Source organism: Chryseobacterium sp. FR054, from assembly GCF_056844565.1.
This window is the reverse complement of the sequence record NZ_JBXDSA010000002.1, coordinates 957,031-972,626: the sequence shown is the minus strand read 5'-3', so window position 1 is coordinate 972,626 and position 15,596 is coordinate 957,031. Positions and strand designations below refer to the sequence as shown.

At 40.0% G+C, this 15,596-nt stretch carries 17 protein-coding genes; 9 read left to right on the top strand and 8 right to left on the bottom strand.

The genetic code is table 11. The annotated features are described in order from the left end of the window. Positions 1–3: 3 nt before the first annotated feature. The 6 genes from trpB (at position 4) to AC106S_RS11660 (ending at position 5,659) form a co-directional block, all read left to right on the top strand. Positions 4–1,194 carry a tryptophan synthase subunit beta gene (trpB, locus tag AC106S_RS11685; RefSeq protein WP_482439260.1) on the top strand — a complete coding sequence of 397 codons (1,191 nt, stop codon included), beginning with the start codon at positions 4–6 and terminating at the stop codon, positions 1,192–1,194. Between the two features lie 59 nt (positions 1,195–1,253). Then, on the top strand, positions 1,254–1,988 hold the full coding sequence (gene trpA / locus AC106S_RS11680) for a tryptophan synthase subunit alpha (RefSeq protein ID WP_482439259.1): 735 nt from the start codon (positions 1,254–1,256) through the stop codon (positions 1,986–1,988). Between the two features lie 79 nt (positions 1,989–2,067). Further along, a complete protein-coding gene (gene lipB / locus AC106S_RS11675; protein WP_482439257.1) occupies positions 2,068–2,796 on the top strand; it encodes a lipoyl(octanoyl) transferase LipB in 729 nt (242 codons plus the stop codon). A gap of 84 nt (positions 2,797–2,880) precedes the next feature. Then, on the top strand, positions 2,881–4,017 hold the full coding sequence (locus AC106S_RS11670; protein WP_482439256.1) for a hypothetical protein: 1,137 nt from the start codon (positions 2,881–2,883) through the stop codon (positions 4,015–4,017). 302 nt (positions 4,018–4,319) lie between these two features. Further along, positions 4,320–5,270: a protein-glutamine glutaminase gene (locus tag AC106S_RS11665; protein WP_482439255.1), complete on the top strand. Its 951-nt coding sequence runs from the start codon at positions 4,320–4,322 to the stop codon at positions 5,268–5,270. 71 nt (positions 5,271–5,341) lie between these two features. Continuing rightward, positions 5,342–5,659, top strand: a complete 318-nt coding sequence (locus AC106S_RS11660) for a hypothetical protein (protein WP_482439253.1) — start codon at positions 5,342–5,344, stop codon at positions 5,657–5,659. A 122-nt stretch (positions 5,660–5,781) separates the two neighbouring features. On the opposite strand, the gene AC106S_RS11655 is transcribed toward AC106S_RS11660, so the two are convergent. Beyond that, positions 5,782–6,534 (bottom strand): SDR family oxidoreductase, encoded by a 753-nt coding sequence (locus AC106S_RS11655; RefSeq protein ID WP_482439252.1) that lies wholly within the window; start codon positions 6,532–6,534, stop codon positions 5,782–5,784. 240 nt (positions 6,535–6,774) lie between these two features. Here AC106S_RS11655 and AC106S_RS11650 point away from each other — a divergent pair, with 240 nt between their 5' ends. From AC106S_RS11650 to AC106S_RS11640, 3 genes are read left to right on the top strand one after another with little or no spacing between them, the layout of a single operon-like run. Beyond that, on the top strand, positions 6,775–7,407 hold the full coding sequence (locus AC106S_RS11650; protein ID WP_482439251.1) for an NAD(P)H-dependent oxidoreductase: 633 nt from the start codon (positions 6,775–6,777) through the stop codon (positions 7,405–7,407). A gap of 31 nt (positions 7,408–7,438) precedes the next feature. Next, complete coding sequence (locus AC106S_RS11645) at positions 7,439–7,873, top strand: MarR family winged helix-turn-helix transcriptional regulator (protein ID WP_482439250.1); 435 nt, start codon at positions 7,439–7,441, stop codon at positions 7,871–7,873. Next, a complete protein-coding gene (locus AC106S_RS11640) occupies positions 7,874–8,296 on the top strand; it encodes an organic hydroperoxide resistance protein (RefSeq protein ID WP_482439249.1) in 423 nt (140 codons plus the stop codon). Positions 8,297–9,011: 715 nt separating this feature from the next. On the opposite strand, the gene AC106S_RS11635 is transcribed toward AC106S_RS11640, so the two are convergent. From AC106S_RS11635 to AC106S_RS11605, 7 genes are all read right to left on the bottom strand, one after another. Next, on the bottom strand, positions 9,012–9,641 hold the full coding sequence (locus AC106S_RS11635; protein ID WP_482439248.1) for a peptide deformylase: 630 nt from the start codon (positions 9,639–9,641) through the stop codon (positions 9,012–9,014). A 510-nt stretch (positions 9,642–10,151) separates the two neighbouring features. After that, a complete protein-coding gene (locus tag AC106S_RS11630; RefSeq protein WP_482439246.1) occupies positions 10,152–11,024 on the bottom strand; it encodes a ChaN family lipoprotein in 873 nt (290 codons plus the stop codon). A gap of 196 nt (positions 11,025–11,220) precedes the next feature. Beyond that, entirely contained in the window at positions 11,221–12,249 is a 1,029-nt protein-coding gene (locus tag AC106S_RS11625; RefSeq protein WP_482439244.1) for a hemin-degrading factor, read from the bottom strand. A 4-nt stretch (positions 12,250–12,253) separates the two neighbouring features. Next, positions 12,254–12,904, bottom strand: a complete 651-nt coding sequence (locus AC106S_RS11620) for a class I SAM-dependent methyltransferase (RefSeq protein ID WP_482439243.1) — start codon at positions 12,902–12,904, stop codon at positions 12,254–12,256. Positions 12,905–12,906: 2 nt separating this feature from the next. Next, entirely contained in the window at positions 12,907–13,677 is a 771-nt protein-coding gene (locus AC106S_RS11615; protein ID WP_482439241.1) for a heme ABC transporter ATP-binding protein, read from the bottom strand. Next, entirely contained in the window at positions 13,677–14,717 is a 1,041-nt protein-coding gene (locus tag AC106S_RS11610; protein WP_482439240.1) for a FecCD family ABC transporter permease, read from the bottom strand. Before AC106S_RS11610 ends, AC106S_RS11615 begins: the two co-directional genes overlap by 1 nt. Further along, positions 14,701–15,579 (bottom strand): heme/hemin ABC transporter substrate-binding protein, encoded by an 879-nt coding sequence (locus AC106S_RS11605; protein WP_482439238.1) that lies wholly within the window; start codon positions 15,577–15,579, stop codon positions 14,701–14,703. The genes AC106S_RS11610 and AC106S_RS11605 overlap by 17 nt, the downstream gene beginning before the upstream one ends. Positions 15,580–15,596 lie beyond the last annotated feature (17 nt).

Genomic DNA, 15,596 nt, shown 5'->3' with positions numbered 1-15,596 from the left:
GAAATGAATTATAAAAACCCCGATGAACACGGATATTATGGAGAATTTGGAGGTGCATTTATCCCGGAAATGCTTTATCCGAATGTAAAAGAACTTCAGGAACACTATCTTGACATTATAGAATCTGAAGAATTTCAGAAAGAATACCAGGATCTGCTGAAGAACTATGTAGGCCGTGCTACTCCACTCTATTTCTCAAAAAATTTAAGTGAGAAATACAGTACCCGGATTTACCTTAAAAGAGAAGATCTCAACCACACGGGAGCTCATAAGATCAATAACGCGTTAGGGCAGGTATTGCTGGCAAAACGTTTGGGAAAAACCAGGATTATTGCAGAAACGGGAGCCGGACAACATGGGGTGGCCACCGCTACTGCCTGCGCTCTTCTCGGAATGCAGTGCATCGTTTATATGGGAGAAATTGATATTCAGAGGCAGGCTCCGAATGTGGCAAGAATGAAGATGCTCGGAGCAGAAGTCATTGCAGCTACTTCCGGTTCCAAGACTTTGAAAGATGCTGTAAACGAAGCTTTAAGAGACTGGATCAACCATCCTGTAACGACGCATTATGTGATCGGAAGCGTGGTAGGACCTCATCCTTTTCCTGATCTGGTAGCCAGGTTTCAGAGCATTATTTCAAAAGAGATTAAGGAACAGCTTCTTGAACAGACGGGAAGGGAAAACCCTGATTACGTCATTGCCTGCGTGGGCGGAGGAAGCAATGCAGCCGGAACTTTCTATCATTTTGTAGAAGAAAGGGACGTAAAAATTATTGCTGCGGAAGCCGGAGGTTACGGTATTGATTCCGGGAAGTCGGCGGCGACCACTTTTCTGGGGACTTCAGGTGTTCTTCACGGAAGCAAAAGCCTTGTCATGCAGACGGAAGACGGGCAGGTAATTGAGCCGCACTCGATCTCCGCAGGGCTTGATTACCCGGGAATCGGGCCTTTTCATGCCCATCTGTTTAAAGAAAAAAGAGCGGAATTCTTCAGCATCAATGATGATGAAGCCCTGAAAGCAGCTTTTGAACTGACAAGACTGGAAGGAATTATTCCCGCCCTCGAAAGTGCCCATGCGCTGGCGGTTTTAGATCAGAAGAAATTTGACGAAAATCATGTTGTCGTTATCTGTCTGAGCGGACGTGGCGATAAAGACATGGAAACCTATCTGACACATCTGAATGATAACGGATAAAAATAATTATTGGCTGTTCTTCAGGTAGCTTCAGGAGCTTTATTAAACTTTTTAAAAATATGAAAAAACTAAACATATACTTCACAGCAGGAATTCCACAACTGGAAGATACTGCAGACATTATACAGCTGATCCAGGATTCCGGGGCGGATATGATTGAAATCGGAATGCCTTACTCTGATCCCGTTGCAGACGGACCCGTCATCCAGCAGGCTCATGAACTGGCTTTAAAGAACGGAATGACCATCGGAAAGCTTTTCTCACAGTTAAAAACCATCAGAAACGAGATCAGAATTCCGGTCATCCTTATGGGGTACATCAACCCGGTGTTAAGTTTCGGATTTGAAAAATTCTGCCATGAATGCTCGGAAAGCGGAGTTTCAGGATTAATTATTCCGGATCTTCCTCCTATTGAATTTGAAAACAACTATCAGCAGATCTTAAAAAAATACAATCTCAACTTTACCTTCCTCGTTACTCCTGAAACTTCCGATGAAAGGATTCTGTATCTGGATTCTTTAAGTTCCGGATTTCTTTACGCGGTAAGTTCCTCATCCACAACGGGTAATGACAGTACTGTTCTGAAAAATGAAAGCTATTTGTCAAGATTATCCTCTTTGCCTTTAAAGAATCCGGTAATGATCGGCTTCGGGATCAAGTCGAAGGAAGATTTTGAAAATGTGACGGAAAAAGCAGACGGCGGCATCATCGGAACAGCATTTGTGAATATTTTGCTGCAGAATAAAAACTGGAAGAACGCTGCCATAGATTTTATCCATGCTGTAAAAGGGTAAAATTCACTAAATTTGTAAGGTCAGAAAAATGGTATGAAATCACAGTTCCATCCATTAGAGTAAAACAGACATCAGTATTATGAATACAAATCAGAATAAAGCAGTTGCATTCGAAGATCTCGGCATTAAAGAATATCAGCCCGCCTGGGATTACCAGGAAAGCCTGATGAAAAATATCATCGATACCAAGATCAAAAACCGTGACCTTCCTGAAGAACAGCATATAACCACTTCCAACCATCTTCTTTTTGTAGAACATCCTCATGTATATACACTTGGAAAAAGCGGACATGAAGAGAACATGCTGGCCGGAATTGACAAGCTTAAAGAGATTGAGGCTACCTTTGTAAAGACCAACCGTGGCGGCGACATTACCTATCACGGTTATGGGCAGATTGTAGGCTATCCCGTTCTGGATCTTGAAAATTTCTTCACGGATATTCATCTGTATATGAGAAATCTGGAAGAAGTGATCATCAGAACCATTGCTGAATACGGCCTTAAAGGAGAACGTTCCCAGGGAGAAACCGGAGTGTGGCTGGATGTAGGAAAGCCCTATGCCAGAAAAATCTGCGCGATGGGTGTGAAAGCTTCCCGATGGGTTACCCTTCATGGTTTTGCCCTGAATGTGAATACGGATATGCGCTATTTCGAATACATCATTCCGTGCGGTATCAAAGACAAGCAGGTCACTTCTTTAAAAAGAGAACTTGAAAGAGAACTTACGACTGAGGAAATGGAAGAGGTAAAAGCCAAAATCAGAAAGCATTTTGCAGACGTTTTCCAGGCTGAACTGCTTTACAGATAATTTATCAGCAAAAAACAGATTTTCCCTATGCATCACTAATCCTGATGAATAGGGAAAATTTTATATAATAACCATAACGAAAACATGAGAAAGACATTTTTTTTAATGTGCTTACTGACAACAGCTGCCGGCTATAATGCCCAGGAGTTTAAAAAAGTAAATTTTGACAAAAAATTCCGGAAAGAATACCAGGGAAAAGCAAAAATTGACGTCAATGAGGTAAAAGAACTTCTGCACATTATGATTGCGGTAACAGACGCAGGATTAGAGAACGATGATATGGTAGACCAGTCGGGAACTTATTACCGGGATGTGCTAAAGCAGTTCAGATCTCTGAAAGATGAAAAGATCATCACAAAATTCGATTCTCTGATTAAAGTCAATCCTCCCAATTACGTTCTCCTTACCGGAAACGCAATGAGCTACAATTTTAAAGGAGATCAGCTTGTTCCCGATAAAAACTATCTTTTCCCGGCTCAAAGTGTTTCTCAGCACACAAAAGTGACTGTTAATCCAATGCTGACCTACAAAACAGAGATTGAAAATTTTGCAAAAAAATCAGGATTCCGTGATTTTTATAAAAAACATATTCCCTATTACCGTACCATCGCTTCCGAATATAATAAAATGGCCAATCTGGATGAGCAATGGAAATGGCTGGAAAAGAATTTCAGTACAAAAATCAATAATTACACCATCCTTACCTCCCCGCTTATCAATGGCCTGAACTATACCAGTTCTTATACAGATAACGGTTTTACCCAGATCCTGATGGTACTGCCTCCTATCAGTAAAGAAAAAGATCTTACTGAGAAGCAGAATACTGTTTTCAATACCAGAGTTATGTTTACGGAAATAGATCATAATTATGTAGGACCTCCCACCAAAAAATTCGGAAAAATCATTGATGAATCTCTTAAAGACAGGGAAAAATGGGTAAATACCCAACAGGAAGGAACGGAATATTATCCCAATCCGGCACGTGTTTTTGATGAATATATGACCTATTCTGTATTCTATCTTTACTGTGCAGATCAATATGCCGGCGATCCGGAAGCACTGAACTATGCCTACAACAGTGTCAATAGCGTCATGAAGGCAAGAGGTTTTGTTAAGATGAAAGAATTCAATGATGAGCTTCTGTTATTGAGAAAAAAATATCCCGGCAAAAAAATTGATGATCTGTATCCGGAACTTCTGGAATGGTGCGGGAAGCAATAAAATTCCGATTATATTTACAGCAACAGACCTGCTCCTTCAACGGCAGGTCTTTTTAATTTCCGTATATAAAGAAACCATTTACCATACTGGTTTTCAACATATTCTACATACCTTCTTTTTGAAAATATTTTATTTTTTATCTAAAAATAATTGGCTGGTATTTTATTTTTTTGTTATATTTAATTTCACAATATAGTGAACTAAATTGGCTTTAAAATCAGACAAAAGATGAAATAAAAAACAGAAATACTATAAAACTACACCAACTGAATATATTTTTAAACCACAAAATCATGAGAATTATGAAAAATCTTATCCTATCCATGATGGCATTCGTGAGTGTTCTGTCATTCAATGCCTGCGCCGATTCCAATGCGAATCAGGATCTGACTGCCAAAGAAAGCAATGCAGCTTTAAAAGACTTTGGAAAAACCATTCCCGTGGGAATAGAAGAAGAAAACGGAGCCCTGAAAGTTTCGTTCATCGTTACTGCACAGTTTTATACCATTCAGCAGACCAGAGAGAATGAAGAGTATATTGCAATGATCCGCCAGGCTGTAAAAGAAGAAACCCCCGTTCACGTTTTCTTAAAAGCCAACACCACTGAAATCGCTAAAATAGAAAAAGCAACCGATGAAGATCTCCGTTACTTTAAATCTGTATTATCAAAAGAAGTAAAAGAAGAAAGCAATAAAGTGGTCAGCGTTCTGCCGAATGTTGCGACACTGAACAGCATGTTCACCCTGATCAAAAACCAGTCCTGCGGAACATCAACGGCTTCTTCGCCATGCATCACCTTCAGATATCCTGTTGACGGATGCTACGCCAGAGCTCACAAAATGAGACAGATCCTCATCAACAACGGCTACGATGCAGAAAAACAGTTCGTATACGGTAATTTAAAGGCTTCTACCGGCACCTGCTGTGTATCCTGGAGCTATCACGTTGCCCTTCTTGTAAGCTATAAAAATGCTTCCGGTGTTACCGAAAAAAGAATTTTTGACCCTTCCCTTTTCCCCGGCGGCCCGGTTACAGACGCTGTATGGAGAGCAGCCTGTGCCAATTCCAGCTGCGGATCGGTTTCTGTAAGTTCTTATGCCAATACGGCAGGAAATGTTTATTACAGAAGCCCGGCCGGCTCCCTGATGTATGACAACAGCTACATCAATACCAATTGTGTGCTGACGATTTTCAGTGCTTTATCCGGATGTTCTCCTTCTCCGGCTCCTTATGTAGGACACTGTGGATTTTAATTAACTTTCAGCAGTTCCTGTATCTGTTTTTATTAATAAATTGCAGGAACTGTTATTTAATACAATATTTTATGAAAGCCTGGACCTATTTACTTTTATTATTTTTTATGATCACATCCTGCTCCGGAAATTCAAGTCCGAAAAACCTGACCTGGTATAATAATTCAACCATCACCGGCATTACGGAAGACCCGGACAACCCGGAGAGATTCTTGCGGGTATCCATAGGAATAAGCCAGCAGGTATTCTATGTATCCAAAAAGAAAGAAGATGCTCTTCTCATGGATAAAGCAACCCAGAGCTATAAAAGAGGAAAGGCTTTCGATATAGGTATTGAAAATAACACCAACATCATTAAAGAAATGAAAGAAGTGAAGAAGGACAACTAATCCTCCTGCTTTTTTCTATATATTCTGATTAAAAAATTGATTTCAAAAAACAGCCTGCATCTTCTCAGCAGGCTGTCTCTAAAGGGATCCCGTTCACTTCTCGGCGGGATCTTTTTATTGTTTTAGCGGATCACAGAGATTCCGGCATCTACCTTTATTTCAGCCCCATGAATATATGAAGCCTCATCCGAAGCCAGAAACAGCACTGTATTAGCGATTTCTGCCGGTTCACCCTGTCTTTTGAACGGTATGGTAGGAATAATATCAGTAATCGCCTGCCCGATCTGTTCTTCCGTAAGCCCCGTATTATTAAAAATATTGGTCTTAATATGCCCCGGACTGACACCGTTTACCCGTATTCCCCTTTCCGTAAGCTCTGTCGCAAACGTTTTGATAAAGGACTGTACCGCTGATTTTGCTGCCGAATACACGGAAAAACCGGGCATCGCAATTTCTGTGGCTACGGAAGTATTGAAAATAACTGAACTGCCTTCTTTCATTAATGGCAACATCTGCTGTACCGTAAAAAACGGTCCCTTCACCAGCATATCAAACAGCTCGTCAAAATGCTTTTCATCCACACTTTCTATGGAGGCAAATCTTCCATAACCCGCATTGGCAAAAACCACATCAATGGTTTCTGTATATTTCAGAACCTCATCACGAAGATTTATCAGATCCTGCATATTCCCAGCATTGGAAACAATTCCTGAAGCGTGTTCTCCCAGTTGTTCCAATGCTTTATTCACTGTTTCTTCACTTCTCCCGGTAATAATCACCCTCCCTCCTTCACGGATAAACTGTTCTGCCGTTGCCAGCCCCATTCCATTTGTTCCTCCTGTAATTAAAATGGTTTTGTTTTTAAATCGCTGCATTTATTTTTGTTTAAAATTCTGTGGCAAAGATTAAAAAACCATCTTCTCAAAAAAATCCGTTTCATGCTGAAAACAACAGTTGCCTTGAAAATATCAGGATAAATTATGCAAAGCACAATTAAATTTTCAAAAATTAAATTGCGTACAATTTAATTGTTCGTATATTTGCAGTGTTATTTTAACTCCGGTTCATGAAACAGGAGCTATCATAAGAAGTAGTTTAATTAAAAAAATAAAGAAATGTCATTAATAGAAGATTTACAATGGAGACATGCGGTAAAAGCATACGATCCCGGCAAAAAAGTATCTGAAGCGGATCTGAATACAATTTTAGAAGCAGCGAGGTTAGCACCTACTTCCTCAGGATTGCAGCCTTTCCGCATCATTGTTGTAGAGAATCAGGAGCTGAAAGATAGAATGATGGCCGGAGCCCTGAACCCGGAAGTGATGAGAGATTCTTCTCACGTTCTTGTATTCGCTGCATGGGACAGCTATTCCAATGAAAAGATCGACAAAGTGTATGATTATCATACCGATGTAAGGGAACTTCCGAGAGGACGTTTCGGAAGTTATACCGATAAGATCAAATCTATGTACGGTGCACAAACCCCTGAAGAACATTTTGCCCACACTGCCAGACAGACGTATATCGCTCTGGGAATGGCCCTTGCACAGGCGGCCGAGTTAAAGATCGACAGTACTCCGGCAGAAGGATTCAGCAATCAGGTAGTGGATGAAATTCTTGGATTAAAAGAACTGGGACTTAGAAGTGTAAGCCTTTTATACCTCGGATACAGGGATGAAGCGAATGACTGGCTGTCTTCTATGAAAAAAGTACGGATTCCGATGGAGGAATTTATCATTAAAAAGTAATATCTTCATCATTTCTTTCATATTCAGCCTTATGGAAAATTCAAACCCACCCAAATTAGAAAACCAGATCTGTTTTCCTTTATATGTTATTGCCAAAGAGATTACAGGCCTTTACCGTCCTTTTCTCGATGAGCTGGATATTACCTATCCTCAGTACCTTGTGATGATGGTATTGTGGGAAAATGACGGGGTTACGGTAAGCCATATCGGCGAGAAAGTTTTCCTGGACAGCGGAACCTTAACTCCCCTTCTTAAAAGATTGGAGAACAAAGGTATCATCAACAGAAAACGGAAAAAAGAAGATGAAAGAGTGGTTGAAGTATTTTTAACGGAGTCAGGGAAACATCTGCAAAAGAAAGCCTGTGAAATTCCCGGAAAAATTCAGAATAAAATAGGTGTAGACACCGAAGACCTTATTCATCTTAAAGAAACGATCCAAAAAATATTAAACAAAATAGAGAAATAAATGAAAACGCTATATACAACAAAGGTAACAGCTCAGGGCGGAAGAAACGGCCACGTAAAAAGTGAGAACGGAGTTCTGGAACTTGATGTAAGAATGCCTAAAGCGCTGGGAGGTGCCAATGATGACTTTGCCAACCCTGAGATGCTTTTTGCAGCGGGATATTCAGCCTGCTTCGACAGTGCTCTGAACCGTGTGATCAGTCTGTCTAAAATAAAAACCGGTGAAACAACCGTAACGGCACAGGTAAGCATAGGGCAGCTTGAAAACGGAGGATTCGGACTGGCGGCAGAATTGGATGTGAATATCCCGGGAGTTTCTTTAGAGGAAGCACAGGCTCTGACAGAGAAAGCTCACGAGATCTGTCCGTACTCCAATGCAACAAGAAATAATATGGAAGTGAAGCTTTCCGTAACGAATAATTAATTATTTTCTATATAATAAAAAGCATCTTATTTTCTGATAAGATGTTTTTTTATGCTTAAACGACATCAAAACAGTAAATAACATCAGATCTCAGGAATAAAATACCTACGTAATCCGCGGGAAATTTAAAAGCAAAAAAATTATGCATCCATACAATCCCCGGATTAGAAAACGCGATGGCGCAAAGGTTTTTGATTATGCTGCCGTTTTAAGCACAAGAAAATTCAAAATTTTCAGCAGGTAATACAGTAATAAATTTTATCGAAGATAAAATCTTAGCGCCTTATACCCATGAAGGAAGGGAAAAAATGGCGCCCTTGCGCAAACCAACAAAAGTACACTCAAAAAAATCTGCTCAAACTGCCAAATCCGCGGGAAATTTAAAAGCAAAAAAATTATGCATCCATACAATCCCCGGGTTGGAAAACGCGATGGCGCAAAGGTTTTTTGATTATGCTGACGTTTTAAGGCACAAGAAAATTCAAAATTTTCAGCAGGTAATACAATAATAAATTTTATCGAAGATAAAATCTTAGCGCCTTATACCCATGAAGGAAGGGAAAAAATGGCGCCCTTGCGCAAACCAACAAAAGTACATTCAAAAAAAATCTGCTCAATCTGCCAAATCCGCGGGAAATTTAAAAGCAAAAAAATTCGTGCATTCGTGGCAAAAAACAATTCGCATTAAATTTTATAAATTTTCTGTTCCTATCCCCTACCTTCTCATCAGATCACTCTTCTGATAGGCATCCACTTTTTTGTAAGCCTCATTCTTTTCCCTTTCTTTTTTATCAGAAATCAGGATACCGAACAGATGATCTATTTCGTGCTGAAAAATAACAGCCGTGAAACCTTCCACAATTTCCGAATATTTCTGTCCTTTTAAATCAACATATTCCAGCTGAATCACTTTACTTCTGTAAAACTGGTCTCTGAAATCGGGAATAGAAAGATCTCCTTCAGGACCGAGGTTCTGTATATCGGATTTCCAGACAATAACGGGATTGATGAAGTATTCCAGCGGTTCACCCTGTTTATCAAAACGCTGTACCCAGATCACTTTTCTGTTGATTCCTACCTGTGGTGCTGCAATTCCTACTCCACTGTCCGTAGAAAGAAGGGATTCTTTCATTCTTTTGACTAAAACCGCCGTTTGAGGGTCTGTCGGATCAATTTCTGAAGAAAGTGACAGCAGGGTTTTATGCTGATGGTCGTCCGTGGTCTGGTAAATAGGAAGTGCAGTACTGATTTCTCCCTGGCTGATAATAGAAATTTCAGCCGGTGTCAGCTTCTGAGCATTGACTATACCCATCAACAGGACAAGCAGAAAGGATATTTTTTTCATTTTCATTGAATGTAATACAAAGATAGATGAATATAGTAATTTACAGAATTATATTGTATTGATAAAAGACATTATTACTCTGTATATTTTACAAATTGACAGCATAGGCTTCGGCTATTTCTTATTATTAAGGCGGACTAAAGTCCATCTGTATTGAATAAATTCCACATAATGCCATTGGTATTTTTACTAAGAATTCTTTGTTATTTTTATTATCCTGGTATTTGAGCAGGCTTTTTATTTTATGATAAATAGAAATCTGCTCAATCTGCATAATCCGAGACAAAAAATATCCACAAAAACCCTTGAAACCTAAGCGATCTGCGGGAAATTATTTTAACCACAACAGACACAAAAGCTTATGACACTTTAATGATTTTAAGTTCGAAACTTTGTGTATAGAAGTTCACTTAAGTTCTCTAAAAATCTATGTAATCTGAGTAATCTGCGGAAAACAGAAAAACAGGCCAAAACCTGTTTTAAATATTCTCGTTTATCGAGTGAATATGATTAAAAAGTCTTCGTCATATCCGCTGGGATAATCAGATTAAAATCTGTCGGGATATAGTCCTTTGAAGGGACATTCAGTTCCGGATCTCCGGATTCAAAAACAGAGATCACGGCCATTTTCAGGTTGGGATTCTTCTGTCTGATATACCAGTAAATTCCACCGAATTCTTTGCTGTGGTAGTTTCCGTTGTAATGGATAAACGTTTTTCCGGCCTGTATATTATTCAGGATAGATTCTGCCATAGTAGCATCTTTTACGGCCTGGGCAGAAATAAAGTTCATTACTTTTGTTCCTTCCGCATGATCGCCCATCATGGCTTTCATTTCAGGATATCCCGGTGTATCCAGAGTAACTTTTATCGGCAGCCGGGCAATATAAGTTTTCTCCTGTTCGGTTAATTTATTTAAGGATTCTATCCCTTCTTTCGACGTTTGGGAAGCGTATCTTCTGGGAATATTGGTCGCAATAAAGTTCAGTTTTTTCTGTTTTGCAAAATCTACCAGCGGTTTGTAATCTGTGGTATAGTTGTTCCATAAGCGGGCTGAATCTTTAAGGGTTTTGGCATCAAATTTTCCGCTCAGGTAGCTGTTCAGCTGGGTTTGATTATCTCTTTCGAACATTTCGGCCCCCAGAATGATCCGGCCGTTTTTCTTTTCTGACAAAGCTTCCGTAACTTTCAGCTGAAGCCAGTGGTTGATGGAATTATTATGATTTTCACCAAAGAAAACCACATCATATTCCGCCAGTTCTTTAACAAGCTTTTCGGTCTTTACTTCTTTTCCTTTTTTATCATAAAACTGGTAGGCTTTAAAATTCTGCGCTTTTAATGAACAGCATCCTGCCAGCAGTACGGCTATGAAAATATTCTTCATTTCCTGTTATTTAATTGAATCACAAATTACATTTTTTTGAATGAACAGCCAATCAGATTCCCGTATCAAAACTCAGCAAGGTATACAAAGAAAAAACCATGTTAAATCCTGATCTTTGATTCTGATCTCAAAATCTGCTAAAAAAAGCCGCCTTGAATAAAAAAAACAAAACGGCTCATTCAAAATCATCTAATTATTATTTTTCTAATTCTGCTACAAGGTCTTTCCATTCCTGCAGTTCAGGGATTCCCGGCTTTCTTTTTCCGAAGAACTGAACGATGAAGTCCCCTTCTTTATTGAATACTTCGATAGCCGTTACTTCTCCATCCTCAGTAGGTTTCTTAACGATCCATGCTTCAGCGATTTTCGTTACATCCATATGCAGGTTGAAATCCGGGTCCATTACATTGAACCACTGCTGATGCCAAAGGGTTTTCTTTACATTTCCGGTGTGGATCTGGATGATTCCCCTGTTTCCTACAAACACCATGATCGGGATGTTCTTTTCTGAAGCATCTTCCAATACATTAACTACTTTTGCATTATCGATTTTCTTAGTAAACCCTTCAGGAGCCAGCCTTAAAGCCTGGGTTCTGCTTACCCCGAATTTTCTGGTCATCATAAAGAAATCGTGAGTGTCTTTAAGCTCTGTCCATGCTTTTCTGAATCCTTCCGCATCGATTTCAGAATCCGGTTTTTCTGCTGCTTTTGGAGCTACTGCTTCAAAAACCAGGGCCTCATTCTGATCTTCTGCTTTATATTTTTCAGCAATGGCATCGAAAGCAGCTTCGTTGCTGTCCTTTGTAAGGTAGATCTTATGCATGGCAAGACCGTCTTTCCCAAAGAACTGAAGGCTTTTTTTGTCTCCTTCCACCACCGCAAAAGCAAATTTCCAGTGGTTAAGGAAAATTCTAAGATCGATATCTTCACCCACAAAAAGCTGGGCATGAGGACTGCTGAAATCTCCGTTCAGATAAGTTCCTTTTCTTTCGTGTACACATTCGTCGTTGCGTGTAAGGGCCATTACTTTTCCAAGCTGTTCTGCTTCGGTAAGGATATTCTGAAACTCAGGTTTCAGAGCAGTTACGCCCTCTCCTATACTTGTCGCCAAAAGTTCAGCTTCACTTACCTCCAGCTGTGCTGCTGCATTTCTTATTCTGATATGCGGATTTTCTGCTTTCAGAGCTTCCCATTTTTCTTTCAGGTCATTAACTAATGTGCTCATTATCTTATTTTTTAATGGTTAAAACTGTATAAATTCTTGTTATGGTTTCGTTTCCTGTTTTGCTTTTTATGTCTTCCCGCTTTTCGGAGATCTTCATTCTTTTGAAATGGCTTTTGGAAACCAGATCTTCCATTTCAGTATTACTGTACAGGATAAAATCAAATTCTGTGAACGGTAATTTTTCCATGAAATTCCTTTGTCCGAATGTAATGACTGCTGTTCCCTCATTCTTAAGAACTCTGTAAATTTCATTTAAAAACTCTACGGGTTCTTCCCAGAAGTAAACGGTGTTGACAGTGAATATTTTATCGAAGGTTTTATCTTCAAAAGGAAGTATTTTACCTTCGTACAGTACAAAGTCTGTTTTGTCTTCAAATTCCTTATTCAGCTTTTCCGCTTCCTGGTGCATCGTTTCGGAAATATCAATTCCTGTATACTTCAGGTTTTGGGCTTTGCTGAAAATATGTTTCACATGCCCGGCATTTCCGTGTCCTATTTCCAGAATATGTTCACCGTCTTCTATCAGAAGTGTTTTAATGCTTTCCAGGGTCATGCTGATATTGGTCTCATTCATCATTTCACCGATCTCTTTTCCTTTTTCTCCCTGAGGATGGGCGAGATTCTGTGCAAGGATCTTTAAATCGTCTTTTTCCATGGTTATCCAAAAATGATCATAGGGTTATTGGTAATAGGATGTCCGCAGATGGTACACGGGAAATTATAGGCGTGGCTGATATTTTCAGCGGTAAAAACTTCCTGTGGTGTTCCATAGGCGGAAACCTTTCCTGATTTCATTAACAAAATTTTATCGGCAAACTGTGCTGCCAGATTCAGATCATGCAGTACCACAATGGCGCTGTTGCCCTTTTGGGTAAAATTTCTGATGATTTCTAAAGCTTTATACTGATGTTTTATATCCAGATTATTCAGTGGTTCATCCAGAAAAATCAGTTTATGGGCAATATCATTCTGCAGCTGGGCCATTACCCTTGAAAGGTGTACCCGCTGTTTTTCTCCTCCGGACAAAGTATTGTATTCCCTGGATTTAAGATGGAAAATATCGGTTTCTTTCATCATACCGTCTACCGCTTCTGTATCTTCTTTTCCCGGCTGGGCATCGAAGTAAGGGTATCTCCCCATCATTACTACATCCTGTACTTCCAGGGGAATGTCGTTGCTGTTGTGCTGGGAAAATTTGGCTTTATGTTTTGAAAGCTCTTTTACATTCCATTCATTAATCGCTTTATCTTTAAACAGCACCTTCTGCCTGTTCTTCACTTCATTGGCAAGAACACTCAGCAGGCTTGATTTCCCGGCTCCGTTCGGTCCTACAATCGCAAGGAATTCTCCATAATCCAGTGAAACATCCACGCCGTCCAGGATATGAAATTCTTTGTGCTTATAACTGATCTGATGTGCCTTTATCATTACAGTGACTTTTTGAATTTAACTAAAATAGCGATAAAAATAGGTCCTCCCATAAGTGCTGTCAGAATCCCGATCGGCAGTTCCGACGGCTCTACAATGCTTCTGCTGAATGTATCGGCCGTAAGAAGCAGTATGCTTCCGCACAGTGCAGATAATGGCAGAATAAAGGTATAGTCGGACTTAAATAAAAGCCTTAAAATATAAGGGACAATGAGCCCTACAAAGCCTATTGTTCCTGCAAATGCCACACAGGTTCCTACCATGAGAGCTACGGTGATAATGATCTGCTTTTTCAGTCTTTCCACATTAACTCCCAGGTGTTGTGCGTCTTTTTCTCCCAGCATCATTGCGTTCAGTGCTTTTCCTTTCGGCAGCAGTATGATATAGGAAATGATCAGGACTACGGCTAAAATAATATTCTTCGTCCATGTTGCCGCGGCAAGACTCCCCAGATTCCAGAACGTCAGATCCCGAAGCTGTTCATCTTTTGAGATATAGATCAGGAACCCTGTAATGGAAAACCCGATCGCTGTAATGGCAACACCGGTAAGAAGCATCATGACTACATTGGTTTTTCCTCCGCTTGTTGAAATTCTGTATACGAGCATCATCGATAAAAAGGATCCTGTAAATGCGGAAATTCCTACCAGTGAAAATTGTACGGCTTCAGGAAGATACTCTTTGAAATGTCCTCCTAAAACAATGGCAATTGCCGCCAGCAGCGTTGCTCCCGATGTAAGGCCTATTAAATCTCCCGTTGCCAGAGGGTTTTTGAAAAGCCCCTGAAGACTGGTTCCCGATACCGCCAGCATACTTCCGATTAAAATCGCCATAATGATTCTGGCTGCTCTTACATCCCAGACCACATACTGATCGCTTAAAGATAATCCCGGTTCTCCTTTTATATAATGCCACAGAACTTTGAAGGGTGATTTTCCGCCAAAGTCGTAGACCCCTGTATTAAGAGACAGTACTGCTATAATGACAAGCAGTACTGCGCTTATAGTTAAATAAAAGTATAGTTTACTTTGTGTTTTCAATTAAAAGTTTGTTTAATCCTACTGCTGCTTCTCCTAATCTTGGTCCGAAACCGGAAACCAATCCTCCGTCCATCGCGATGATTTTCTTATTTTTTCCGGCATTGGTCTGGGAAACTCCCGGCATCTTAAGTGCCCCTTCATTTCCGCCAGCCCCCTGAAGACCGGTGGTAAAGAAGAATAATACATCAGGATTTGCCTTTACAACAGCTTCCGGCGTTAAAGGTTTGAAATCTTCAAATTCGCTGATGGCATTTTCTCCTCCTGCAAGGCTGATCAGTGAGGCCATGGGTGTATTTTTACCGGCTACCATCAGCATGTTTCCTCTGGCATAGATAAATAATACTTTAGGCTTTTTAGCAATGGGCTGTACCTGCTTCAGATCAGCATCTATTTTATCATTGAGCTTTTGGTAATCTGTGTTTCCTACTGCTTTGGCAACATCTGCAATAAGCTTTTTGGTTCCGTCCACCGTAAATTCCTGCTTGAAGACCTCAGTTTTGATTCCTGAAGCGTTGATTTTTCCCATTAATTCAGGATTGATGTCTTTATCTGAAGCTAAAATAAGGGTAGGATTCACCGCCATGATCGGTTCGATGGTCATTGATCTTACATGCCCGAGATCTTTAGCGGTAGCTTTCAATGTTTCCGGATAGGTACTGGTAACATCTGTTCCCACGATCTCTTTTTCATGGCCCAATGCACTTACGATTTCGGTAATTCCGCCATTCAGGGTTACAATTTTATTGTTGCTTTTCGGAGCCTCTGAAGAGGTTTCTGTTGTACTTACTGTTTTGGTACCTTCTTCTTTTTTGCAGGAATAAACTGCCATTAAGATAGAGGCTGCAAGAATGAATTTTTTCATGATATACTATTATTGGA

Bases quoted from the DNA above. Each gene is read 5' to 3' on its own strand.
- AC106S_RS11635 (WP_482439248.1), bottom strand. From the start codon at position 9,641: ATGAAAAAAATATCCTTTCTGCTTGTCCTGTTGATGGGTATAGTCAAT.
- AC106S_RS11625 (WP_482439244.1), bottom strand. From the start codon at position 12,249: ATGAGCACATTAGTTAATGACCTGAAAGAAAAATGGGAAGCTCTGAAA.
- AC106S_RS11670 (WP_482439256.1), top strand. From the start codon at position 2,881: ATGAGAAAGACATTTTTTTTAATGTGCTTACTGACAACAGCTGCCGGC.
- AC106S_RS11660 (WP_482439253.1), top strand. From the start codon at position 5,342: ATGAAAGCCTGGACCTATTTACTTTTATTATTTTTTATGATCACATCC.
- AC106S_RS11620 (WP_482439243.1), bottom strand. From the start codon at position 12,904: ATGGAAAAAGACGATTTAAAGATCCTTGCACAGAATCTCGCCCATCCT.
- AC106S_RS11655 (WP_482439252.1), bottom strand. From the start codon at position 6,534: ATGCAGCGATTTAAAAACAAAACCATTTTAATTACAGGAGGAACAAAT.
- trpB (WP_482439260.1), top strand. From the start codon at position 4: ATGAATTATAAAAACCCCGATGAACACGGATATTATGGAGAATTTGGA.
- AC106S_RS11630 (WP_482439246.1), bottom strand. From the start codon at position 11,024: ATGAAGAATATTTTCATAGCCGTACTGCTGGCAGGATGCTGTTCATTA.
- AC106S_RS11645 (WP_482439250.1), top strand. From the start codon at position 7,439: ATGGAAAATTCAAACCCACCCAAATTAGAAAACCAGATCTGTTTTCCT.
- lipB (WP_482439257.1), top strand. From the start codon at position 2,068: ATGAATACAAATCAGAATAAAGCAGTTGCATTCGAAGATCTCGGCATT.
- AC106S_RS11665 (WP_482439255.1), top strand. From the start codon at position 4,320: ATGAAAAATCTTATCCTATCCATGATGGCATTCGTGAGTGTTCTGTCA.
- AC106S_RS11615 (WP_482439241.1), bottom strand. From the start codon at position 13,677: ATGATAAAGGCACATCAGATCAGTTATAAGCACAAAGAATTTCATATC.
- AC106S_RS11605 (WP_482439238.1), bottom strand. From the start codon at position 15,579: ATGAAAAAATTCATTCTTGCAGCCTCTATCTTAATGGCAGTTTATTCC.
- AC106S_RS11640 (WP_482439249.1), top strand. From the start codon at position 7,874: ATGAAAACGCTATATACAACAAAGGTAACAGCTCAGGGCGGAAGAAAC.
- AC106S_RS11650 (WP_482439251.1), top strand. From the start codon at position 6,775: ATGTCATTAATAGAAGATTTACAATGGAGACATGCGGTAAAAGCATAC.
- trpA (WP_482439259.1), top strand. From the start codon at position 1,254: ATGAAAAAACTAAACATATACTTCACAGCAGGAATTCCACAACTGGAA.